The 21,720-nt window shown below is 74.1% G+C and carries 25 protein-coding genes; all 25 read right to left on the reverse strand.

Going from position 1 to position 21,720, the window contains the following annotated elements; genetic code table 11:
• A partial coding sequence (locus tag HP550_RS01180) for a HAMP domain-containing protein (RefSeq protein WP_175345774.1) occupies window positions 1-1,101 on the reverse strand: 1,101 nt, incomplete at its 3' end.
• 123 nt (window positions 1,102-1,224) lie between these two features.
• Window positions 1,225-1,641, reverse strand: coding sequence for a chemotaxis protein CheW (locus HP550_RS01185; RefSeq protein WP_175345775.1), 417 nt, complete (start codon window positions 1,639-1,641; stop codon window positions 1,225-1,227).
• Window positions 1,638-3,947: a chemotaxis protein CheW gene (locus HP550_RS01190; RefSeq protein WP_175345776.1), complete on the reverse strand. Its 2,310-nt coding sequence runs from the start codon at window positions 3,945-3,947 to the stop codon at window positions 1,638-1,640. The genes HP550_RS01185 and HP550_RS01190 overlap by 4 nt, the downstream gene beginning before the upstream one ends.
• A gap of 45 nt (window positions 3,948-3,992) precedes the next feature.
• The gene (gene csrA / locus HP550_RS01195; protein WP_175345777.1) at window positions 3,993-4,265 is read right to left on the reverse strand and encodes a carbon storage regulator CsrA; all 273 of its coding nucleotides are present in this window, start codon (window positions 4,263-4,265) and stop codon (window positions 3,993-3,995) included.
• 9 nt (window positions 4,266-4,274) lie between these two features.
• Window positions 4,275-5,372, reverse strand: coding sequence for a hypothetical protein (locus HP550_RS01200; RefSeq protein WP_175345778.1), 1,098 nt, complete (start codon window positions 5,370-5,372; stop codon window positions 4,275-4,277).
• Window positions 5,350-7,407, reverse strand: coding sequence for a flagellar biosynthesis protein FlhA (locus HP550_RS01205; RefSeq protein ID WP_175345779.1), 2,058 nt, complete (start codon window positions 7,405-7,407; stop codon window positions 5,350-5,352). The genes HP550_RS01200 and HP550_RS01205 overlap by 23 nt, the downstream gene beginning before the upstream one ends.
• The gene (locus tag HP550_RS01210) at window positions 7,404-8,603 is read right to left on the reverse strand and encodes an EscU/YscU/HrcU family type III secretion system export apparatus switch protein (protein ID WP_175345780.1); all 1,200 of its coding nucleotides are present in this window, start codon (window positions 8,601-8,603) and stop codon (window positions 7,404-7,406) included. Before HP550_RS01210 ends, HP550_RS01205 begins: the two co-directional genes overlap by 4 nt.
• Window positions 8,600-9,358 carry a flagellar biosynthetic protein FliR gene (locus tag HP550_RS01215; protein WP_425484408.1) on the reverse strand — a complete coding sequence of 253 codons (759 nt, stop codon included), beginning with the start codon at window positions 9,356-9,358 and terminating at the stop codon, window positions 8,600-8,602. Before HP550_RS01215 ends, HP550_RS01210 begins: the two co-directional genes overlap by 4 nt.
• 10 nt (window positions 9,359-9,368) lie before the next feature.
• Window positions 9,369-9,641: a flagellar biosynthesis protein FliQ gene (fliQ, locus tag HP550_RS01220; RefSeq protein WP_175345781.1), complete on the reverse strand. Its 273-nt coding sequence runs from the start codon at window positions 9,639-9,641 to the stop codon at window positions 9,369-9,371.
• A 2-nt stretch (window positions 9,642-9,643) separates the two neighbouring features.
• A complete protein-coding gene (gene fliP, locus HP550_RS01225) occupies window positions 9,644-10,411 on the reverse strand; it encodes a flagellar type III secretion system pore protein FliP (RefSeq protein ID WP_425484407.1) in 768 nt (255 codons plus the stop codon).
• Entirely contained in the window at window positions 10,363-10,866 is a 504-nt protein-coding gene (locus HP550_RS01230) for a FliO/MopB family protein (protein ID WP_175345783.1), read from the reverse strand. The genes fliP and HP550_RS01230 overlap by 49 nt, the downstream gene beginning before the upstream one ends.
• Window positions 10,866-11,600, reverse strand: a complete 735-nt coding sequence (gene fliN / locus HP550_RS01235; RefSeq protein ID WP_175345784.1) for a flagellar motor switch protein FliN — start codon at window positions 11,598-11,600, stop codon at window positions 10,866-10,868. The genes HP550_RS01230 and fliN overlap by 1 nt, the downstream gene beginning before the upstream one ends.
• Window positions 11,597-12,556, reverse strand: coding sequence for a flagellar motor switch protein FliM (locus HP550_RS01240; protein ID WP_343047924.1), 960 nt, complete (start codon window positions 12,554-12,556; stop codon window positions 11,597-11,599). Before HP550_RS01240 ends, fliN begins: the two co-directional genes overlap by 4 nt.
• A gap of 154 nt (window positions 12,557-12,710) precedes the next feature.
• On the reverse strand, window positions 12,711-13,226 hold the full coding sequence (locus tag HP550_RS01245) for a flagellar basal body-associated FliL family protein (protein WP_175345785.1): 516 nt from the start codon (window positions 13,224-13,226) through the stop codon (window positions 12,711-12,713).
• Window positions 13,227-13,230: 4 nt separating this feature from the next.
• Window positions 13,231-14,163 (reverse strand): OmpA/MotB family protein, encoded by a 933-nt coding sequence (locus HP550_RS01250; RefSeq protein WP_175345786.1) that lies wholly within the window; start codon window positions 14,161-14,163, stop codon window positions 13,231-13,233.
• Window positions 14,160-14,954 carry a motility protein A gene (locus HP550_RS01255; protein WP_175345787.1) on the reverse strand — a complete coding sequence of 265 codons (795 nt, stop codon included), beginning with the start codon at window positions 14,952-14,954 and terminating at the stop codon, window positions 14,160-14,162. The genes HP550_RS01250 and HP550_RS01255 overlap by 4 nt, the downstream gene beginning before the upstream one ends.
• A complete protein-coding gene (locus HP550_RS01260) occupies window positions 14,954-15,262 on the reverse strand; it encodes a flagellar FlbD family protein (RefSeq protein WP_343047925.1) in 309 nt (102 codons plus the stop codon). Before HP550_RS01260 ends, HP550_RS01255 begins: the two co-directional genes overlap by 1 nt.
• Before the next feature lie 145 nt (window positions 15,263-15,407).
• Window positions 15,408-15,998 carry a M15 family metallopeptidase gene (locus tag HP550_RS01265; RefSeq protein ID WP_210767515.1) on the reverse strand — a complete coding sequence of 197 codons (591 nt, stop codon included), beginning with the start codon at window positions 15,996-15,998 and terminating at the stop codon, window positions 15,408-15,410.
• 27 nt (window positions 15,999-16,025) lie between these two features.
• Window positions 16,026-17,204: a flagellar hook protein FlgE gene (locus HP550_RS01270; protein ID WP_175345789.1), complete on the reverse strand. Its 1,179-nt coding sequence runs from the start codon at window positions 17,202-17,204 to the stop codon at window positions 16,026-16,028.
• Between the two features lie 20 nt (window positions 17,205-17,224).
• Window positions 17,225-17,671, reverse strand: coding sequence for a flagellar hook assembly protein FlgD (locus tag HP550_RS01275; protein ID WP_175345790.1), 447 nt, complete (start codon window positions 17,669-17,671; stop codon window positions 17,225-17,227).
• A gap of 37 nt (window positions 17,672-17,708) precedes the next feature.
• Window positions 17,709-18,893, reverse strand: coding sequence for a flagellar hook-length control protein FliK (locus HP550_RS01280; protein WP_175345791.1), 1,185 nt, complete (start codon window positions 18,891-18,893; stop codon window positions 17,709-17,711).
• Complete coding sequence (locus HP550_RS01285; RefSeq protein ID WP_175345792.1) at window positions 18,890-19,528, reverse strand: C40 family peptidase; 639 nt, start codon at window positions 19,526-19,528, stop codon at window positions 18,890-18,892. Before HP550_RS01285 ends, HP550_RS01280 begins: the two co-directional genes overlap by 4 nt.
• Window positions 19,525-19,959, reverse strand: coding sequence for a flagellar export protein FliJ (gene fliJ, locus HP550_RS01290; RefSeq protein ID WP_175345793.1), 435 nt, complete (start codon window positions 19,957-19,959; stop codon window positions 19,525-19,527). The genes HP550_RS01285 and fliJ overlap by 4 nt, the downstream gene beginning before the upstream one ends.
• Entirely contained in the window at window positions 19,956-21,293 is a 1,338-nt protein-coding gene (locus HP550_RS01295; protein WP_175345794.1) for a FliI/YscN family ATPase, read from the reverse strand. The genes fliJ and HP550_RS01295 overlap by 4 nt, the downstream gene beginning before the upstream one ends.
• Window positions 21,290-21,720 (reverse strand): FliH/SctL family protein (locus HP550_RS01300; protein WP_175345795.1); only part of this gene is annotated, 431 nt, incomplete at its 5' end. The genes HP550_RS01300 and HP550_RS01295, both read right to left, overlap by 4 nt.

A 21,720-nucleotide genomic window follows, 5' to 3' on the forward strand; every position in this document is an offset into this window, starting at 1 on the left:
ATCGTTCGCCGACTCCGCCGCCGCCGTCGCCTGACCCGCCACCTTCGCCGCCAGGTTCGCGTTCTGCGCGATCTCCCGGATCGAGGCACCCATCTGCTCCGCACCCGCCGCCACCGCCTGCACGTTGCGAGACACCTGCTCCGCCGCCGCAGCCACCACACCCGCCTGCGCCGACGTCTCATCCGACCCCGCCGCCACCTGGTCCGACGACGCCGACAGCTCCTCCGCCGCAGCCGCCACCGTCTCGGAGGTCTCGACCACGCCGGCCAGCGTCCGCTGGAGCGAGTCCTGCGCGATGGTCAGCGAGCTGGCCATGCGGCCGATCTCGTCGCGGCTGTGCACGTCGGCCCGCACGGTCAGGTCGCCGCGGGCCAGGGCGTCGAGCGATCCCTGCACGCGCTGCACCGACTTGCGGATGGCACCGGCGACCACGGCACCGAGCGCGGTGACCCCGATGATCGCGAGCAGCAGCGTCGTGATCAGCACGGTCGAGGCGCGGTCCGCCTCCGTGCGCGCCTCGTGCGCGATGCCCTCTGCGTACTCGTCGCCGGCGAGCGCCGCCGCGTCGAGCGCGTCCACGTAGGTGGACTTCAGCGGCTCGGTGACCTCGTCCAGTACCTGCTCGTAGAGCGCGACGTCGCCGCTCGTCGCGGCCGGCACCAGCTGCTCGTCACGGGCCGCCCGCCAGGCGTCGAACCCGGCGCGGAAGTCGGCCCACGTGGGCACCACGTCGCCACCCGCGGCCTCGAACTCGGCGATGGCCGCGTCGATCTCGGCGTCGTTGTCCACCTGCTCCTGGAGCCAGTGCTCCTGGGCCTCGGGGCTGCGCGTCGCGCCGAGCTGGGCGACGATCATGCGGGCCTTGAGCTGGTCCTGGTGGACCGTGCTCAGCGGCGCCATGATCGTCGTCACGGTCGTCGAGAGCTCCTCGGTCTGGCCCGCCATCTGCTCCATGGTGATCAGCGCGTAGACACCGGACCCCGCGGACGTGATCGCGAAGATCGCGGTGAGGGTGAGGATCTTGGTGCGGACCGACCGGTCGGAGAACCACGCGCCGCGGCGCGTCGTCCGAGCGTTGGCCAGGGGCTGTGTCGTCGACATGGGAGGGGCTCCTTCACGAGGCCCCCGGTGGGCCTTCCAGCCCAGCCGATCGGTCGGCCGGACCGATCGGTGAGTCGTGGTGGAGGGTGAACATCGGGGCAAACAGGTTGCCCCGAGCAGGCGTCAGGCCGCGGCGGCCTGGTCGACGTCGAGCACCAGCAGCAGCCCGCCCTCGAGCTTGTGGGCGCCCAGGATGAGCTGGCGCAGCGCGGCGTCCAGCGTGTCGGGAGGACCCTCGAACGAGCCCGGACCCACCTCGACCACGTCACCGATCTCGTCGACCAGCAGGCTGACGGGCTCACCGTCCACCTGGACCACGACCATCATCGGCTCGGTCAGGTCGGCGCGGCCGGACAGCCCCAGCCGGGTGCGCAGGTCGATCGTGAGGACCACCTGGCCCCGCAGGTTGACCAGGCCGGCGACCGTCGGCGGCGCCAGCGGCACCCGCGTGCGGACGTGCGAGCGCAGGGCCTCCTGCACGCGCACCACGTCGATGCCGTAGAGGCTGCCGTCCAGCGTGAACGTCACGTACTGGCTCATCGTGCTGCTCCCACCAGGTCGGGGTGCCCGGGGAGTCCGGCGAGCTCGTCGAGCTCGTCGGACGACGTCGGTGCGGTGTCGTAGAAGGCGTGGTCGGCCGCGAGGATCGCGGTCCGGACGTCGAGCAGCTCGGTGACGCGCTCGCCGAGGACCGTCGAGCCGACCAGGCCGTGGTCCTCGATGTCCGAGTGGCGCGTGACGTCGTCGTCGACGATGTCGACGATCTCGTGCACCACCAGGCCGACGCTGCGTCCGGCCCGGCTGTACACGACCACCAGCAGCTCCTCGCCCAGCTCGTCGCCGTAGCCGCCGAGCACGCGGTCGAGCCGGGCCAGCGGCAGGATCGTCCCGCGGTACTGGACCACCTCGCGTCCCCCGACGAGCTCCACGTGCGCGGCCTTGATGTGCTCCAGGCGGGCCACGGACGCGAGCGGCATGGCCACCCGACGACCGCCGCCGATACCGACGACGAGCACCTGCTCCATCGGAGCGGTACGCGTGGCAGCCTCCTGCGCACGCCGTGCGGCCTCGGCGCTCACCTGCTCCAGCACGCCGACCAGCGCACGACGCGCGATCGCCTGCACGTCGAGGATGAGCGCGACGCGCCCGTCCCCGAGCACGGTGGCCCCCGCGTACGCGCCGATGGACTTCAGGCGCGCCGACAGCGGCTTGACCACGATCTCCTCGGTGTTGAGCACCCGGTCCACCAGCAGCCCGAAGCGCTGGTGGTCCGCCTGCACGACCGCGATCACGCTCGAGCCCTCGGCCGGTCCGTCCTCCACGCCGAGCACCGCCGCGAGCGACACCAGCGGCAGCAGCTCGCCGCGCAGCCGGTAGACGGGGGCGGCGTGCACGTACTCGATCCCGGAGCCCGAGCGCTGCCCGTCGAGGGCGACGAGCTCGAGCAGGTTGACCTGCGGCACCGCGTACAGGTCGCCCGAGCACTCCACCGTGAGCGCCGGCATGATCGCCAGCGTCAGCGGGATGCGCAGGCGCCACACGGTGCCGGAGCCGACGGTGGAGTCCACGTCGACGGTGCCGCCGATGGCCTCCACCTTGGTGCGGACGACGTCCATGCCGACCCCGCGGCCGGACACGTTGGTGACCGCCTCGGCGGTGGAGAAGCCCGGCAGGAAGAGCAGCTGGAGCAGCTCGGCGTGGCTGACCGCCGCGACCTGGTCCGCGGTGCGCAGGCCCTTCTCGACGGCCTTGGCCGCGACGCGCTCGGGGTCGATGCCCCGGCCGTCGTCGGCGACCTCGACCACGACCTGGCCACCCGCGTGGTACGCCCGCAGCGACAGGACGCCCCGGGGCGCCTTGCCGGCGGCGACGCGCACGTCGGACGGCTCGATCCCGTGGTCGACCGCGTTGCGCACCAGGTGGGTCAGCGGGTCCTTGACCGCCTCGAGCAGGCTGCGGTCCAGCTCGGTGTCGCCACCGGTCATCTCCAGCTGCACCTCGCGGCCGCAGGCGGCAGCCAGGTCCCGCACGATGCGCGGCATCTTGGACCACACGTGCTCGATGGGCTGCATGCGCGTCTTCATGACGCCCTCCTGCAGCTCACCGGCGATGAGGTTGAGGCGCTGCGCCGAGCGCGCGAGGTCGACGTCGTCGGTCCCGGACGAGAGGCGGCTGATCTGGTTGCGCGCGAGGACCAGCTCGCCCACCTGACGCATGAGCGCGTCGAGGAGCTCGACGTCCACGCGGATGGAGGTGTCGGCGGCGCTGCGCAGCGCGAGGACCTCCTCGGGGAGGTGCTCGGCGACGGGTGCGGCGGGCTGGGCGGGGACGACGGGGGCAGCCGCGCTGCGCTCGACGATGATGCTCGGCGCGGGCGCGACGACGGGCGCGGCGACGGGCTCGGCCACGTGCGCGGCGACGGGCTCGGCGACCACCACGGGCTCCTCGGCGACGGTCGTGCGTCCGTCGCGGACCGCCTCGACCGCCTCGATGACGGCGTCGACGCTCACGGCACCCTCGGTGCCGTCCGCCTCGATCGCGGCGAGGATCTCGCGCACGACGTCCGTGAGGCGCAGGAGCACGTCGGTGGTCGGCTGGTCCATGGACCGGCGCCCGTCGCGGAGCTCGACCAGGAGGTTCTCCCCGGCGTGCGCGACGCGCTCGAGGCGCCCGAACGCGAGGAACCCGCTGGTGCCCTTGATGGTGTGGATGGTCCGGAAGATGCTGCTCAGCAGCGGACGCGACCCGGGCGACTCCTCGAGCGCCACGAGGTCGCGGTCCAGCTGGTCGAGGTTCTCGTAGCTCTCGACCAGGAACTCACGGACGATCTCGTCGACGTCCTCCACGGTGCCCTCCAGCCCGCCGAGGACCCAGCGTCCTGGCGTCCGACCTCATCGGTCGGTGGGCGGGGTTCCTGAGGCGTCCGGCTGGGCGGGGGCGGGTGAGACCAGGCGCCGCAGGGCCGCGGCCGTCCGGTCGTCCGCCGCGACCGCGTCCACGTTGGCGGCGGTCAGCGCGTCGAGCACCTCGGCCCGGTGCACGCGCACGTGCCGCGGGGCGTCGATCCCGATGCGCACGCCGTCGCTGCGGACCTCGATGACCGTGACGACGATGTCGTCACCGATCACGAGCCGTTCCCCCACGCGACGGCTGAGCACCAGCATGCGGTGACCCTACCCCGCGATCCCGCGTGCGCCGCGAGGCGCGTCGCCTGCGGGTCCGAGCGCCTGACCGAGCGCCGCCGCCCACGCCACGGTGGTCGCCGGCACACCGTCGACCCACGCCACGGGCACGCCGAGGTCCAGGACGGTGCCGGGCTGGACGGTGTCGAACAGGCCGCGCACGGCGACCGCGTCGACGCCGACCTCGCCGCCCACCTGGGCCATCCACGTCGCAGCGTCCACGGTCTTGGTCCGCGCGTCGACCACCGCCCAGACCTGGTCGGCGCGTGCGACGCGCAGGAGTGCCGCGGCGTCGGCCCGGTCCGCGGCATCGGGTCCCACCGCGATCGCGACGATCCCCGGGTGCGGTGCCAGCGACGCGCGCTCGCGCCAGCCGGCCAGCTCGTCGGCACCGGCGGCCCGCGCCAGGCCGGTCCGGCTCGTGGCCTTGGCTGCGCGCGCACCCGTGGCGACCACGGCGGAGCGCTCCACGCGCAGCCGCTCGGCGAGCAGGAGGGCCACGGCGTCGACGTCCTCCTGGGTGCCGACGACCGCGATCACCTGCCCCGGTCCGCGCGGGGCGACCGGTGCGGCCGGCACGCGGGCCAGCACCGACGGGAGCGTCAGCGGGTCGCCGACGAGCAGCCGGTCCGGCACACCCAGGCCGCGCAGGGCGACCCGCAGCGGGTCCTGCGCGGCCGGCGCCGGGATCTCGATGTCGGCCGGCTCCGGGGTGCCCGCCATGGAGCGCATCTGGTCGAGGATCGCCGCGAACGAGGGGGCGCCCGTCGAGACGGTGGGCGCCGCGGGTGCGGGCGGGAGCTCGGGGGTCGAGCCGTCCGGCAGGGCGTCGTAGGCGTCGGCCGCCGCGAGGAGGTCCTCGATGCCGGCGGCCGGAGCCGGGGGTCCGCGGCGTGCCCGGGGGCGCGGTGCGGGGGCCTCGGGCACGTCGACCGTCAGCTCGAACCGCTCCCGCGCGAAGAAGCCGGCCACCCCTCCGGAGCGCACGCGCTCGGCGCTGATCACCCGCGCCCCGGGGCCCAGCTCGTCGCGCACCTGCGCCATGAGCCGCGCCAGGTCGCCGCCCTCAAGCAGCAATCGCGTGCCCACCGCTCACCGCCCCGACGGTCTCCACCAGGGCGCCGACGCCCGTGACCTCGGCGTACGACAGGACGGGCAGCCGCGGCAGCCCCATCGCCACGAGCCGGCGCAGGGCGGGCCGGATGGCGGGTGCGCACGCCAGCACCACGGTCCGGCCGTCCTGCTCGGCGATGGCGACCGCGTCCCGCAGCTGCGCGAGCACCGACTCCAGCCGGGCCGGGTCGACCAGCAGGTGCGTGCCGTGCTCCGACGGCCGCAGCGACTCGACCAGCTGCTGCTCGAGCACGGCGTCCAGGGTGATCGCGCGCAGCGAGCCGTCCTGCACGTACAGGGCTCCGAGGGCCGGGCCCAGCGCGGCACGGGCGGCCTCGACCAGACCCTCGGGGTCGGTGCTGACGCGTGCGCGCAGGGTCAGTGCCTCGTAGATCCGGCCGAGGTCGCGGATCGGCACCTCCTCGGTCAGCAGGCCCTGGAGCACGCGCTGCACCTCGCCCAGGCTGAGCAGCGTCGGGATGAGCTCCTCGACCACCGACGGGTTGACGCGCTTGACGCCCTCGGTGAGCACCCGCACGTCCTCGCGGCCCAGCAGGCGGGCCGCGTGCTGGCTGATGAGCGCGCCGAGGTGCGTGATGAGCACGGACACGCGGTCGACGACGGTCGCGCCGGACATCTCGGCCGCGTGCCTCAGCTCGGCCGGGATCCACTTGCCCGGCAGCCCGAACACCGGCTCGTGCACGGTGGTGCCGGGCAGCGAGCCCAGGTCGTCCCCGAGCGCGAGCATCCGGCCGGCGGGAGCCTCGCCACGACCCACCTCGACGCCCGCGATGCGCACCACGTAGGTGGACCGCGGCAGGTCGACGCTGTCCCGTGTGCGCACCGGCGGCACGACGATCCCCAGCTCCATGGCGGTCTTGCGCCGCAGGCCCCGCACCCGGGCGAGCAGGTCCTGGTCCGGTCCGGAGCCGACCAGGTCGACCAGGTCCGGCGACAGCAGGATCTCGAGGGTGTGCACGCGCATCTGCTCGATGAGCTGCTCCGGGCTGTCGCTGGCCGGTGCGGTGGCGGCGGTGACCGCTCCCGCCTGCTCGGCGGCCGACTCCTGGGCCTCGTTGGTCCGGGACCGCTGGGCCACCAGCAGCAGCACGGCGCCGACCAGCAGGAACGGCAGCTTCGGCATGCCCGGCAGCAGGGCCAGCGCGATGGCACCGACCCCCGCGATCACCAGGGCGGACCGGGACTGGCCCAGCTGCTTGGCGGCCGCGGTGCCCATGTCACCCTCGGCGGTGGCACGCGTGACGACGATGCCGGTGGACACCGACAGCAGCAGCGCGGGGATCTGGGTGACCAGGCCGTCGCCGATGGTCAGCAGGCTGAACCGCTGGAGCGACTCCGCCGGGCTCATGCCCATCTGGAGCATGCCGATGGCGAACCCGCCGACCAGGTTGATGACGGTGATGATGATGCCCGCGATCGCGTCGCCCTTGACGAACTTGGACCCGCCGTCCATCGCACCGTAGAAGTCCGCCTCCGCCGCGACGTCCGCCCGGCGCTGGCGCGCGGTGTCCTCGTCGATGAGGCCAGAGTTCAGGTCGGCGTCGATGGCCATCTGCTTGCCGGGCATCGCGTCGAGGGTGAACCGCGCCCCGACCTCCGCCACGCGGCCGGCGCCGTTGGTGATGACGACGAACTGGATGACCACCAGGATCAGGAAGATCACCAGGCCGATGACCAGCGAGCCGCCGACGACGATGTGCCCGAACGCGTCGATGACCTGGCCCGCGTACCCGTCCCGGAGCACCAGCCGGGTCGAGGCCACGTTGAGACCCAGCCGGAAGAGCGTGAAGACGAGGATCAGCGACGGGAACACCGAGAAGTCCAGCGGCCGCTTGACGTACATGCTGGTCAGCAGGATGACCAGCGACACCGTGATGTTGATCGCGATGAGCACGTCGAGCAGGGCGGCGGGCAGCGGCACCACCAGCATGAGGACGATGCCCACCACACCGGCGGGCACGGCCATCTGGGCGATGGGACGGTTCTTCATCGGGATCCCTGCTTGTCGGACGAGGCTGCGGACACGGCGGGCGGGCGGGGTGCCCGGGCCGGCCGGCGGGCGGCACGGGCCGCGGACCGGTGGTCGGTGGTGTCGTCGGCGGGCAGCGTGGAGCCGCCGGGGACGCGGTGCTGGCCGGCGCCGGCGCCGCGGCGGCGCAGGGCCATCACGAACGCGAGCACGCGGGCGACCGCGGTGAACAGGTGGGCCGGGACCTCCTGGCCCAGCTCGCACGCGGCGTGCAGGGCGCGCGCCAGGGCGATGTCCTCGACCATGGGCACGCGGCGCTCGGTGGCCTCGGCGCGGATGCGGGCGGCGACCACGCCGGCCCCCTTGGCGACCACCTTGGGTGCGCCGGAGCCGGGCTCGTACCGCAGCGCGACCGCGACGTGGGTCGGGTTGACCAGGACCACGTCGGCGGTGGCGACCTCGGACATCATGCGGTTGCGCGACATCGCCATCTGCTTCGAGCGGATGTGGCCCTTGAGCATGGGGTCGCCCTCGGTGCGCTTGTTCTCCTCCTTGAGCTCCTGGAGGGTCATCCGCGTCTGCTTGCGGTTGCGCCGCATGACGACCACCACGTCGGCGATCGCCAGCAGGATGCCCGCCGCGATGCCGGTGCGCAGGAGCGAGGCCGTGCCGTCGCCGGCCACACCGAGCAGGTGCGACAGGGGCAGCTGGCCCGAGGCCATGAGGGTGGGCACCAGCGCCTGGAGCCCGACCAGGAGCACGAGCGCGACCGCGCCGGTCTTGAGCAGCGTCTGCACCCCCTGCCACCAGGCCTGCCCCCCGACCAGGCGCTTGGCCGCGTTCACGGGCTTGAACTGGTCCACGTGGAGGCTGAACCGGCGCGGGTGGATGCCGCCCTGCGCCATGCCCACCGCCACGGTGACCAGCACCAGGACGACGAACAGGGGGGCGAGCGTGGTCAGCAGGGAGCGCAGGGCGTCGTCGAGCACCTGCACGGCACCGGCGGGCGTGGGGTTGCGGGCGACGTCGCGGACCATCGCCAGCTGGTCGAGCGCGGCAGCCTGCCCCCGGGTGATCACCATGGGCAGCGTGAGCACGGCGGCGCCCATCCCGATCCAGGCCGAGAGGTCCTGCGACCGCCCGAGCTTGCCCTTGCGGTGCACGTCCTTCATGCGCTGGTCGGTGGCCTTCTCGCTGCGCTCGCCGCTCTCGCTCACTGGGCCACCCCCAGCATCGCCTCGACCGAGCGCCCGGTCAGGCCCTCGATGACCGCCGGCAGCGCGAGGAACGCGAACGCGCCGAACGACAGGGTGAGCAAGATCTTCAGCGGGAAGCCCATCGCGAACGCGTTGAGCGCCGGCGCGACGCGGGTGAGCAGGCCGAGGCCGACGTCCGCGAGGAAGAGCACCACGAGCAGGGGTCCGGCGATCTGCATCGCCCCGACGAACATCTGGGACAGCCCCGTGGTCACGGCCTCCCCGAGCGCGCCCAGGTCCAGCACCGCCCCCAGCGGGAGCGCGTCGAACGTGCGGACCAGGCCTGCGAGCACCACCTGGTACCCGTCGGTGACGAACAGCAGGACGACGGCGGCCATCTGGTAGAGCCGCTGGAACTGCGCGCCGCTGGTCATGCTCATGGGGTCGAACGCGGCCGCCATCTGGAACCCGCCGAACAGGTCGATGAGCGTGCCCGCCGACTGGACGGCCGAGAACGCCAGCATGACGAGGAACCCGAACGCGGCACCGACGACCGCCTGCATCACGAGGGCGCCGACGAAGGCACCCGTCCCGTCGGCCGCCACGGGCTCGAGCCGCGGCGCGACCGCCAGCGCGAGCGCGAGCGCGAGGGTCACCTTGACGATGCTCGGCACGGACCGCTGCGAGAACGGCGGCGCGATCACGAGGAACGCGACGATGCGCACGCCGGCGAGCATCGTGGTCTGGAGCCCGGCCAGCGGCAGCGCGACGGAGATCGGGTCCACGTCAGCCGCCGACGAGCACGGGGATGCGCGCGAACAGGTCGTGCGTGAACGCGACCAGCTCCGAGATCATCCAGTGCCCGGAGACGATCAGGGCGATCGCGGCCGCGACGGCCTTGGGCACGAAGCTGAGCGTGACCTCCTGGATCTGCGTCACCGACTGCACGAGCGAGACGATGAACCCGACCACCAGGGCGGTGACGAGCACCGGCGCGGACAGCTTCGCGGCGAGCACCAGGGCGTCGATGCCGACGTCGAGGACGGCGTTGGTGTCCACGGCTACCCCGCTCCCGTGTACGAACCTACGAGCGACGTGACCACCAGGCCCCAGCCGTCGACGAGCACGAAGAGCAGCAGCTTGAACGGCAGCGCGATCATCACCGGGGGCAGCATCATCATGCCCATCGACATCAGGGACGCCGAGACCACCAGGTCGATGACCAGGAACGGCACGAAGATGACGAAGCCCATGATGAACGCCGACCGCAGCTCCGACAGCAGGAACGCGGGGACCAGGGTGCCGAACGGGACCGCCGACGGGTCCTCCGGGTTCTCCAGCCCCGCCGCACGGGTCAGCAGGGCGATGTCCTGCTCCCGGGTGTGCTCGAGCATGAACGCCTGGAGCGGCCCCTTGCCGACGTCGATCGCCTCGGTGAACGTCGCGTCGCCCGCCAGGTAGGGCTGCACCCCGAGCTCGTTCACGTCGCCGAGGACCGGCGCCATGATGAACAGGCTGAGGAAGAGCGCCAGGCCGGCCAGCACCTGGTTGGGCGGGACGCCCTGGAGGCCCAGCGCGTTCCGCGTGAACGACAGGACGACGAAGATCTTGGTGAAGCTGGTGGTCATCAGCAGCAGCGCGGGTGCCACCGAGAGCAGGGTGATCGCGAGCAGCACGACGATCGAGCTGCTCGGCGCTCCGTTGACGCCGTTGACCGCGACCGTGACGGTGTCGCCCAGCGCGGGCAGGTCCGGCGGCGTGGGCGGCGTGGGGGCGAAGATCATCGGCGCACCGTGCGGTCCTGGAGCGTGCGGACGGCCTGGCGCCACGTCTCGGGAGCGAGGATCGACCCCTGGAGCGTCGATGTCGGGGCCTCGGGCGCCTGCTCGAGGGCGGCGGGCTCCGGGGACGCGGTCTCCAGCGACGGGGCCGGGCGCTGCGCGGGGACGCGGCCGGCCACCGAGAGCGCGGACGCCACCCAGTCGCGGCGCGGTCCGGTCTGCTCGGCCACCGGATCGGGCAGGGGCTCGACGACGGGGCCCAGCTCGGTGAGCAGCGTGACCTGCTGGTCGCCGTACCCGAGCAGCAGGCGGCGGTTGCCCACCGCGACGACCGCGACACCCGTGTGCCGGCCGACGGACTGCCGACCGACCAGCTTGACGACGTGCTCGCGCGAGGACCGCTGCGTCTGTCCGCCACCGAACCGGCGGCCGATGAACCAGATGAGCCCGACCACGCAGGTCAGGGCGAGCAGCACCCGCAGCACGAGCATCGTCGAGACCATCAGACAGCCGGCTCCGTGCCCGGCACGATCTCCGTCACCCGGATGCCGTAGGCCTCGTCGACGACGACGACCTCACCGCGCGCGACGAGCCGCCCGTTGACCATGACGTCGGCCGGGCTGCCCGCGGTGCGGTCCAGCTCCAGCACGGCGCCGGGGGCGAGCTCGAGCACCTGGCGCACGGGCAGCCGCGTGCGGCCGATCTCGGCGGTCAGGACCATCTCGACGTCGTAGAGCATGCGCAGGTTGGCGCGCGGGGTCGCCGCGGCGGCGGTGGGTGCGACCACCCGCGGGCCGCGGACGCGCAGCGCGAACCACGCCACCGGCACGCCGGCCTGCTGGAGCGCGACGACGTGGGTGTCCGGGCCGAGGACGCCCGCGACGGGCTCGGACCGGCCGGGCTCGAGCACGCCGGCACCGAGCACGTCGGCCGCGGCTTCGAGGGCGGGGCGCAGGGCGTCGACGAGCGCGAGCGGGGTTCCGGCGGCTGCACCGGACACGAGGGCGTCCTCGATGACGTCCGCCGCGACGAGGGCGAGCTCGGCGCTCGGCGAGCCGACGAACGACGCGACCAGGGCGGTCGCGCCGGCCGGCACGTCGGTGTGGTCCGCCGGCACCGCGACGAGCGCCACGGCGGACGGGACCAGCTCGGCGGCGGCGGTGGCGGCCGCGAGCGCGGTCGCCGCGGCGTCGACGTCCGCCGCGGTACGTGCCGTCGGGACTTCGGTGACGTTCATGACGGGTTCTCCTCGACGGTGACGACACGGCAGGCAAGCCGGGACCCGTGGCTGCCGGCGGCGGCCTGGGCGAGCACGACCCCGTCGACGACCACGTCCAGCGGCTCGGTCGACGGGTGGGACAGGGGCAGCACGTCCCCCACCACGAGGTGGACGACGTCGCGCGGGTGGATGACGACGGGGCGGAAGCGCACGGAGACCTCGACGGGCACGTCCTGCACCGCTCGCTCGAGGTCGGCGTGGGCCAGCGCGGCGGCGCGGCGCTCGTCCTCGGAGCGGGCGACGGGACCGTCGGCGGCGCGCAGCGTGGCGAGCATGATGTCGGCCGGGAGCATGAGGGTCAGGGCGTCCTCGCGCTCGCCGACGCGCAGGGTGAACGACGCGACGACCACCGCGTCGGAGGCCCCGGCGGCCTGCACGAACTGCGGGTTGTACTGGACGCCGCGCACCGTGATGCCCAGCGGGGCCAGGCCGGCGAACGCGTACTCGAGGTCGCTCAGCGAGTGCTGGAGCAGGTCGCGCACGAGCGTCAGCTCGATCTCGGTCAGCTCGCGGCCCTCGCGGTCGTCGCCGCGCCCGTCGCCGCCGAACAGGTAGTCGATCCACACCATCGTCGCGGCGACCGGGAGCTGGAGCATCGCCGTCTGGCGGGTCTGCGAGATCGTGCACAGCACCATCGCCGTGGGCGTCGGCAGGAGGTTGACGTACTCGTCGTACGTGCTCAGGGCCAGCCCGTCGAGCGTGAGGTGGGTCAGGGTGCGCAGGCGGGAGGTGAGCTGGTTGCCGAACTGCCGGCCGAACCGCTCGAACGCCATCTCCAGGTGCCGGGCGTGGTCGCGCGGGAGGGTGAGCGGACGACGGAAGTCGTACAGCTCTGGCTCTGCGGTTCGACCGCGACGCACGGCGGACGCCGAAGCTGTCGCCGAGCGCGCGGGCATCGTGTCCTGGACCGTCACGTGCTGCCCATCGGCGGGCGCGCACGGCTTGTGAGCGGTTGGCGCTGGATCTTCTCCGCACCGACCCGTCCTGGGTCGGGATGTCCTGCTCTGCGGAGCGGTGTGGCGCCCTCCGTGGCGCCCCGAACTGTGCTGGCTGCGGCCTGCGGCCTGCCTACTGCGTGACGTAGTTCGTCAGGTAGACGTCCATCACCTCGCCCTCGTAGGCCTCGGCGAGCTGGTGCGCCAGCTCGGCGGTCAGGGCGTCGCGCGTCGCCGGGTCGGAGACCTCGGCGACGGTGCGTCCCGAGAACAGGGCGATGGCCAGGTCGAGCGCCCGCGCGGTGTCGGGAGCCTCCTCGCCGGCCTCCTCCGTGAGCTGGAGCGCGAGGCCGAGGCGCAGGTAGTGGCCCTCGGCGAGGTTGAGGCTCACCGGCTCGACGGTGAGGACGGCACCGGGCACCGGCGCGGGCTCGGCCGCGGGCTCGCCGCCACCCTTGCCCAGCAGGAGGTACGCGGCGGCTCCCCCGGCCAGCAGCACCACGGCGCCGGCGATCAGGAGGAGCTTCTTCCTGGACTTCTTCGCGGGCTTCTCGGCCTCGACCGCGGGGGTCGCCGAGACCGAGCCGCCGCCGATCTTGTTGCTGCCGCCGATCTTGGGTCCGGAGACCACTCTCTGCTCGATGGGCATGGCGCTATCCCTTCGCGGTCAGGGCGGGCAGGAGCGCGCGCACCTGCTCGGGTGCGGCGGACAGGACGACGAGGTCGACCCGACGGTTCTGCATCAGGGCCTCGGGCGACGAGTCCGTGACGAGCGGTCGCGTGTCACCGAAGCCGATCGCCATGATCCGTCCGCCGGGCATGCCGTCGCTCTCCACCAGGCGCCGCAGCACCTGCGTGGCGCGGTCGGCCGACAGCTCCCAGTTGGTGGCGTACCGGCCGGACACGGGGATGACGTTGGCGTGGCCCTCGACGGAGATCTGCTCCCCGATACCCACCAGCGACGGCGCCGCCACGTCCAGCACCCGGCGCGCGGTGTCGGTCATCTCGGCGCTCGCGGCGGCGAAGAACACGTCGTCGGCCACCAGGCCGAGCACCAGGCCGCGCTCGTCGATCCGGAACCGGACCGTTCCGTCGAGCCCGTTGGCGGCCAGGTTGGCGGCGATCATCGCCTGGAGCTCCTGGAGGTGGGCGGCCTCCCGCTCGGCCGCCGCCAGCACCTCGGGGTCCACCGTCGCGGTGTCGGTCGTGGTCGGCTGCGGCTGCGGCACGGGCTCCGAGCCCTGCATCCCGAGGCCGTTGTCGGCGCTCACCATCCCCGCGGTGCCGGCGGCGGGGCTGGTGTCCGGGACGACGCTCGTGCCGTCCATCGTCCCCGCACTGCCGTCGAGCACCGACGGGGACGTGGTGGTGTCCTGGAAGCCCGCCGCGAGGCTGTCCCGCAATGCGACGTACTTGTCCTGGTCCACCTGGCTGATCGCGAACAGGACGATGAACAGGGCCATGAGCACCGTGATCATGTCCGAGTAGCTGATCAGCCAGCGCTCGTGGTTGACGTGCTCCTCCTCGTGGCCGCCCCCGCGCGCAGCCCGTCCGCGCCGGGCGCCGTGCGCGGCGGAGGCGCTCATGCGGCGGCCTTGGCGGACTTGGCCGTCTTGCCCGCCTTGGCGGGGGCCTCCTCGGGCAGCAGGCTGCGCAGACGCTCGCCGACGAGCCGCGGGTTGGCGCCCGCCTGCACGGCGAGCAGACCCTCGAGCGTGACCTCCATCTGGGCGCACTCCAGGTCGGAGATCCGACGGATGCGCGCACCGAGCGGGAGCCAGACGACGTTCGCGGACAGGATGCCCCACAGCGTGGCGACGAACGCGGCAGCGATGGAGTGCCCCAGCTCGGCCGGCTTGGACAGGTTCTCCAGCACGTGCACCAGCGAGATGACCGTGCCAATGATCCCGATGGTCGGCGCGTACCCGCCCATGTCCACGAAGTACTTGGAGTGCACCCGGTCCCGGGTGCGCTTGGTCGCGATCTTGTCCTCGAGGATGGTGCGCAGGTCGTCCGGGTCGGTGCCGTCGATCGCCGCCTGGAGGCCGCCACGCAGGAACGCGTCGTCGATCGTGCGGGTCGCGTCCTCGAGCGCCAGGAGGCCCTCGCGCCGGGCGCGGTCGGCCAGGTCGACCACGGTGTCCACCGTGGCGGCCGGGTCCGGCGCCTTGCTGCGCAGCGCCCGGGGCACCGCGGCGAACGACCCGATCACGTCCTTGATGGTGTGGCCGGCGATGCCGACGCCGATGGTCCCTACCCACACGAGCAGCAGGGGGGCGGGCAGGAAGATCGACATCGGGTCGGCGCCCTCGAGGAACAGTGCCCCGAAGATGGCGACGAACGCGATCCCGATGCCGATCAGGCCGGCGGGATCCATCAGCGGCTCCTCGGTCGGAAGGGGACGGGTGGCGCGAACTGGTCGGCGGGCTCGGCGGAGTCGTCGGACTCGTCGGGCTCGGACGGCAGGTCGGGCACCAGCTCCATGCGGGGCTGGACCTGGATCTCGTGGGCGCGGGCGAGGATCTGCGCGCGCTGCTCCTGGATGCGGTCGATGACCTCGGCCATCGACTCGGCGACGATGTACTTGGTGCCGTCGATGAGGGTGAGGATCGTGTCCGGCGCGCTGTCGATGCGCTGGATGAGGTCGGGGTTGACCCCGAACTGCCCACCTGCAAGGCGCGTCACGACAATCACGGCGATACCCGTCCCTGGTCACCTGCTCCTGCAGCGGCTGATGCCGCTGCTCGGTCCCGTCCGTGGGCCCGCATGACCCTCCGATCGGCCGGGACGGCGCGAGTCTGAGGAGTCGTCCCCGACGGCTGTCGGGCAGCTACGGGGTGTAGGCCCAGTGCCACGGTTCGCGCGGGGTGTCCTCGACGAAGCCGTGCTCCGCCCCGTGCGCCCGCATCCAGGCCTGCGCGGCGGAGCCGAGGTCGAGGTCGACGGCCATCCCCCAGCCGTGGTCGCTGGTGCCCGGTGCCGCCGCGAGCCCGCCCTGGCTGTACAGGCCCTTGCGCTGCGCGACGTCCACCTGCCCCGCGTACGAGCGGTAGGAGTCGGTGATGCCGACGGTCACCCCGTCGGCCGCCGCGGCGGAGATCAGTCCGGTGAGCGCCTCGGCGGCGGGCGCCCAGAGCCGGTGGCCGGTGGTGCCGACCTCCTGCAGCGCCGACGCGGGGATCTTCCCGTTGCCGTATGCGGCGAGCTCGGTGGGCACCCCGTCGCCGTTGAGCCGCGCGGCCGAGGGCGCCGAGGGTGCCGGCGTGGTGCGGGCGACCTCGTCGGCCAGCGCGTCGGCGAACGAGGTGCCCGCCGTCGCGCCGACCGTGGTGGTCGCCCGGACCACCACCACCGGCGCCACGAGCGCCTGGATCTGGGACATCCGCTGCGCGATCCCCGCGATACCCGTGATCCCCTGCATGAACCTGGTCCTCCTCCGGACGAGTCGTCAGCGCTTGAGGTTGACCAGCTCCTGGAGCACCTCGTCGGACGTGGTGATGACCCGCGAGTTCGCCTGGAACCCGCGCTGCGCGATGATCAGCGAGGTGAACTCGGCGGACAGGTCGACGTTCGACATCTCGAGCGATCCACCGGCCAGCGACCCGCGGCCGCCCGTGCCTGCGGCACCGACCTGCGGCTCCCCGGAGTTCACCGACGTGCGGAACAGCGAGCCGCCGGCCTTCTCCAGACCCGACGGGTTGGTGAACGAGCCGAGGGCCAGGCGCCCGATCGTCTGCTTGAGGCCGTTGCTGAACGAGCCGGTGATGGTGCCGTCGGCGCCGAGCGCGAAGCTCTGGAGCGTGCCGGCGGCCTGCCCGTCCTGGGTCTTGGCCTTGGCGGTGTCCAGACCGGCGAAGCCGGAGAGGGCCGAGATGTCGACCGTGACGCCCCCGACCGTGAGCGTGGTCGGGGCCGCCAGGGAGCCGTCGGCGGCGAACGTGAGGGGCCCGGGGGCGGCAGTCGCGGTGCCGTCGGTGGCGGACAGCGACCAGCCGGTGGCCGACTTGGTGAACGTGAGGGCCAGCTCGCGCTCGTTGCCGATGGCGTCGAACACGGCCACGGTGCGCTCCAGGACGGTGCCGTCCGCGGCGTCCGCGTCGAGGTTGCCCTCGTACGTGGCGGACGTCGTCGCGACCGCGGGCATGATCGCGCCGGCGGGCACGCGCAGGTCGGACAGCGGGCCGTTGGTGTCCACGACGCCGTTGACCGCGGCCCAGCCCTGCACCAGGGCACCCTCGCCCGGCAGCACCATCTGGCCGGTGGAGTCGAAGTCGAACGAGCCCGCCCGCGTGTAGTACGACTCGGCGCCCTTGCGCACGACGAAGAAGCCGTCGCCCTGGATCATCATGTCGGTGCTGCGCCCGGTGATCTGCGACGCACCCTGCGTGAAGTTGGTGGTGATGCCCGCGACGCGGACGCCGAGGCCCACCTGCGCCGGGTTGGTCCCACCGGTGCCCGCCTGGGCGCCGCCCGCGTTCTGCACGACCTGGCTCAGGGTGTCCTGGAACTGGGTCTGCGACGACTTGAAGCCGGTGGTGTTGACGTTGGCGATGTTGTTGCCGGTGACGTCGAGCATGGTCTGGTGGCTGCGGAGGCCGCTGATGCCGGAGAAGAGTGAGCGGAGCATGGTGGTTCCCTTCGGGTGGGTCAGGCGGTGGGGACAGCGGTGGGCTTGGTGACGGACGAGACGGCGTCGAGCGCGACGGTCTGGTCGCCCACCGTCACGGTGGGCACGGAGCCGGCGTAGGAGACGCCGGAGACCGTGCCGGTGTGACCGCCGCCGTCGGCGTCGGCCCAGGTGACCTGCTGCCCCACCAGGGAAGCGGCAGCCATGCGCATCTGGAGCGCGAAGGACTCGCGCGAGGTGTCGGAGAGCTGCACGAGCTTCTCCATGGTGGTGAGCTGCGTGGTCTGCGCCATGAGCTGGGAGGAGTCCATGGGGCTGCTCGGGTCCTGGTTGCGCAGCTGCGCGACCAGCAGGTCGAGGAACGCCTGCTTGTCCAGCTCGCCGTTGGCGGCGGTGCTGGCGGAAGTGCCGGTGCTGGTGCTGGTCGCGGCGCGGGCCGCGCCGAACGACGAGACGTCGATGGTCATGCTGCCTCCGGGGGCTCTGGGGACGGGCGGGTGGGTCTCAGGCGAGGAGATCGAGTCCTCGGGACGGTGGTCGGTCGGGCGCGGCGGGGGCCGGGGTGCCGGGGTCCGTCGTCGGCACCCGGGGCTGCTGCCAGGGCACCGCGCCGCGCGGGTCGGGTTCGTGCCCGTCGGGGCGGCCGCCGTCCGGTCCCACGTCGACCGTGAGCCCGCTGGCCGCCAGGTCCCGGCGCAGCTCGGACAGGGCACCGCGCAGCGCCTCGCGGGATGCCTCGGTGGCACCCACCAGCTCGACGCGGACCGACTCCGGCCCGATGTGGGCGACGATCCGCACCGGTCCGAGGTTCTCCGGGTCCACCGGGACCGTGAGGATGTGCCGGCCGTGGCTGAGCCCGCCCGGGCCGGTGAGGGCCGTCAGCCGCGCGCCGAGCTGCTCGGCGAGGGGCGGCGGTGCGGGCTGGGCGGTCGGGGTCGGGAGGGCGGGCGCCGTCGGGATCGTGGGGGTGACGGGCGTCGCGACGGGGGCCACGACGCCGGTGACAGCCGGAGTCGGGGTCGGGCTCGCCGCGACGGTCGGGTCGGCGACGAGCACCGGGGCCGCCGTGCCGGCCGGGGTCGGCGTCAGGGCGACCTGGTCGTCAGTGACCGGCGCCGGCACGTGCGCCGCGGTGGGCGCGGGACGGTCGATGCCGGCGGCCGGTCGGTCGGTGCCGGTCGCGGCCGGGTCGGCCGCGGCGGCCGGGACCGCGGGCTGGGTGGTGGTCGGGGCGGGCGCGGGCGCCGGGACCGGGAGCGTCGTGGACGGCCCGGTCTGCTCGGGCTGCTCGGCGGCGGGCGGCGTGCCGGTGACGGCCGCCGGCGGTGCGGGGGTGGTCGTCACCGCTGGGTCGGCCGGAGCGGCGGCGACGGTCTGGGCGGCCAGCAGCGCCGTCAGCGCGGCGGCTGCGGGATCGGTCGTGGTCGCGACCGTCGGGGCGGCGGCGTCGGTCGCGGGCGTCTCGGCGGCGGCGGCCGCACCGCCCGCGCCCGCTTCCGTGCTCGTGCTCGTGCTCGACGAGTCGGTGCCCGGGGCCGTGGCGTCGGCACGGTCGGTCGACCGGGTGAGGGTCTCGGCGCGCGCGGAGGCCTGCTCGAGCACCTGGGCGAAGTCGGACTGCGGCGCGGTCGCGCCGACGCGGGCGGGTCGGGGGGTGGCGGGCGGCAGGGCCGTCAGGGCGGCGGTCACGCGGCGGCCCCCGCGGTGGCGTTCAGGCCGACGAGCGCCTCGAGCGCGGCACGCTGGGCGGCGGCGACCGTCGCACCGACGTCCGTCGCGGCGGCCGCTGCGGCTCCGGCCTGCGGCAGGATGCGGCGGATGGCGGTCGGCTCGGTGTAGACGTCGCGGACGACCACCGCCTTGCCGGGCTTGGGGGCGTCGATCATCTTGCCGTCTCCCACGTAGATCCCGATGTGGCTGCCGCCGCCGAAGACGACGAGGTCCCCGGGCAGCGCCTGGTCGAGCGAGGGGACCGCGGTCCCCAGGGTCATCTGCTGGCGGGCAACCCGCGGCACGTCCGTGACGCCGAGGTCGGCCAGCGCGCGCTGCACCAGCCCGGAGCAGTCGAGGCCGCCCTCGTCGAGCGACTCCCCGCCCCACACGTAGGGCACCCCGAGGTACGTCGACGCCGCGGCCACCAGGTCCTGGCCGGTCGGCGAGCCGGGGCTCGGCGGGCTCGTCCGCGGCGCGCCGGCGGCCGTGAGGGCGGCCTCGAACGAGACGCCCGTCGTCGGTGTGGAGGCCTTTGCTGTGATCGCAGGCTTCTCGACCAGCTGGCGCAGCTCCCCGATCCGGGTCTGCACGGCCGCGATCCCGGCGGTCATGCGTCCGACCCCCGGTCCTGCGCGGCACGCCGGCCGGCGACCTCGTCGAGCACCTTCTGCTCGGCACGCGCCTCCTCGGCACGCTCGGCATCGTCGTGCCGCTCCTCGAGGCGCTCGAGCGCCCGCACCCGCTGCCGGGCGTCCGTCCACGTCTGTTCGCGGTCGTCGGTCGCGGCCTCGGCGTGCACCACCTCGGTGCGCCGCTCGACCAGGAGGGCCCCGAGCGCGGCCCGGCCGGCGACGGCCGCGTGCCAGGCGAGGCGGTCGCCCACGGCGGGCATGGTCGACCCGGAGAGGCGCTCGGCGGTCTCCCGGGCGCGGCGCTCGGCCGACGCCTGCTCGCGTCGGGCCAGGGCCAGCTCGGACGCCGCCTGGTCCTCGGCGAGCGCGCGCAGGCGCAGCAGCCCGGCCAGCGGGAACGCGCGGGTCACGACAGGTCCCCGAGCGCGTGGACCAGGGCCGCCAGGTGGGCCCACGACTGCTCGGTCGGCGCGGACTCGTCCATGCCCTGACGCAGGAACGCGTCGATGGCCCGGCCGTGCGTGACGGCCGCGTCGACGAGCGGGTTCGAGCCTGCCACGTAGGCGCCGACGTCGAGGAGGTCCTGCGCCTGCCGGCGGGCAGCCATCACGGCGCGCAGCCGGCGGGCGAGCAGCTGGCGCTCGGTCGAGGTGACCCGGGACGCCACGCGGCTGATCGAGGCGAGCGCGTCGACGCTCGGGAAGTGGCCCGCGACGGCCAGGCGGCGGTCGAGGACCACGTGCCCGTCGAGGATCGAGCGGGCCGCGTCGGCGATCGGCTCGTTGTGGTCGTCCCCGTCGACCAGCACCGTGTACAGGCCGGTGACCGAGCCGGTCGCGCCGGTGCCGGCACGCTCCAGCAGCTGGGCCAGCAGGGCGAACGTGCTCGGCGGGTAGCCGCGGGTGGCGGGCGGCTCGCCGACCGACAGGCCGATCTCGCGCTGCGCCATGGCGACGCGGGTGAGCGAGTCCATCATCAGCACGGCGTGCGCGCCGCCGTCGCGCAGGTGCTCCGCGATGCGCGTGGCGACGAACGCCGACCGGAGCCGCACGAGCGGCGGCTCGTCGGAGGTCGCCACGACGACGACGCTGCGGGCCAGCCCCTCGGGGCCGAGGTCGTCCTCGAGGAACTCGCGCACCTCGCGGCCGCGCTCCCCCACCAGCGCGATCACGGACACCTCGGCGTCCGTGCCGCGCGCGATCATCGACAGCAGGCTGGACTTGCCGACGCCGGACCCGGCGAACAGCCCGAGCCGCTGACCGCGACCCACGGTGACCAGGGTGTCGAGCACGCGGACGCCGAGGTCGAGCGGGACGTCGACGCGTGCACGGTCCAGCGGGTGCGGGGCGCTGCCGTGCACGGGCACCCAGGCGTCGGCGCGCAGCGGGCCGCGCCCGTCGATCGGACGTCCGAGCCCGTCGAGCACGCGGCCCAGCAGCCCGGCCCCCACGGGGACGCGCAGCGCGGTGCCCAGCGGACGCACCGGCATGCCGGCGCGCAGCCCGCGGGTGGCGCCCAGGGGCATGCACCGCACAGTGCTCCCGGTGGCGGCGACGACCTCGGCGAGCACGCCCGCCGACGACTCCTCGACCGCCCCGCCGTCGATCCGCACCAGCTCGCCCACGGCGGCGCCCGTGCCGGCGACGTCGATCGAGAGGCCCACGACCGCCCGCACGGTGCCGACGACCTCGGGCTCGACGGCGTCGAGCGCGTCGTCCCAGCGGCTGCGCAGCGCCGTCGTCATGCGAGGTCCTTCACCAGCGCGGCGGCCGCACGGTCCAGCGCCGCGCCGATGCGTGCGTCGAGGTACCCGTCGGCGTGCCGGGCCACCGCGTCGCCGGGCGCCAGCGCGGCGTCGGCCACGAGCTCCACGCCGTCGGGCAGCTCGTCGAGGCCGCCGGCGCGCAGGGCGTCGAGATCACGCGGGTGCAGGTGGACCGTCACGGTCTCGGCGGCGATCGAGCGGCGCAGCACGCGGGCGAGCGCCGCGGCCGCGGAGCGCTCCGCGTCGTCCAGCTCGACACCGAGCACCGCCCTGGCGAGCTCCAGGGCACCGGCGTGCAGGAGCGCCTCGGCCTCCGCGAGCACCGGGGCCGTGCGGGCCTGGGCCGCGGCAGCGGCGGCCGCGAGCACGTCGAGCGCGTGGGCCAGCGCGGCGGACGCGTCGGCGG

Source organism: Cellulomonas humilata (assembly GCF_013359775.1).
GTDB lineage: Bacteria > Actinomycetota > Actinomycetes > Actinomycetales > Cellulomonadaceae > Cellulomonas > Cellulomonas humilata.

Excerpts from the sequence above, each read along its gene's own strand:
- HP550_RS01185 (WP_175345775.1), bottom strand. The coding sequence starts at position 1,641 with ATGAGCCAGTACGTGACGTTCACGCTGGACGGCAGCCTCTACGGCATC.
- csrA (WP_175345777.1), bottom strand. The coding sequence starts at position 4,265 with ATGCTGGTGCTCAGCCGTCGCGTGGGGGAACGGCTCGTGATCGGTGAC.
- HP550_RS01205 (WP_175345779.1), bottom strand. The coding sequence starts at position 7,407 with ATGAAGAACCGTCCCATCGCCCAGATGGCCGTGCCCGCCGGTGTGGTG.
- HP550_RS01230 (WP_175345783.1), bottom strand. The coding sequence starts at position 10,866 with ATGGTCTCGACGATGCTCGTGCTGCGGGTGCTGCTCGCCCTGACCTGC.
- fliN (WP_175345784.1), bottom strand. The coding sequence starts at position 11,600 with ATGAACGTCACCGAAGTCCCGACGGCACGTACCGCGGCGGACGTCGAC.
- HP550_RS01245 (WP_175345785.1), bottom strand. The coding sequence starts at position 13,226 with ATGCCCATCGAGCAGAGAGTGGTCTCCGGACCCAAGATCGGCGGCAGC.
- HP550_RS01250 (WP_175345786.1), bottom strand. The coding sequence starts at position 14,163 with ATGAGCGCCTCCGCCGCGCACGGCGCCCGGCGCGGACGGGCTGCGCGC.
- HP550_RS01255 (WP_175345787.1), bottom strand. The coding sequence starts at position 14,954 with ATGGATCCCGCCGGCCTGATCGGCATCGGGATCGCGTTCGTCGCCATC.
- HP550_RS01265 (WP_210767515.1), bottom strand. The coding sequence starts at position 15,998 with ATGCAGGGGATCACGGGTATCGCGGGGATCGCGCAGCGGATGTCCCAG.
- HP550_RS01270 (WP_175345789.1), bottom strand. The coding sequence starts at position 17,204 with ATGCTCCGCTCACTCTTCTCCGGCATCAGCGGCCTCCGCAGCCACCAG.
- HP550_RS01275 (WP_175345790.1), bottom strand. The coding sequence starts at position 17,671 with ATGACCATCGACGTCTCGTCGTTCGGCGCGGCCCGCGCCGCGACCAGC.
- HP550_RS01285 (WP_175345792.1), bottom strand. The coding sequence starts at position 19,528 with ATGACCGCCGGGATCGCGGCCGTGCAGACCCGGATCGGGGAGCTGCGC.
- HP550_RS01295 (WP_175345794.1), bottom strand. The coding sequence starts at position 21,293 with ATGACGACGGCGCTGCGCAGCCGCTGGGACGACGCGCTCGACGCCGTC.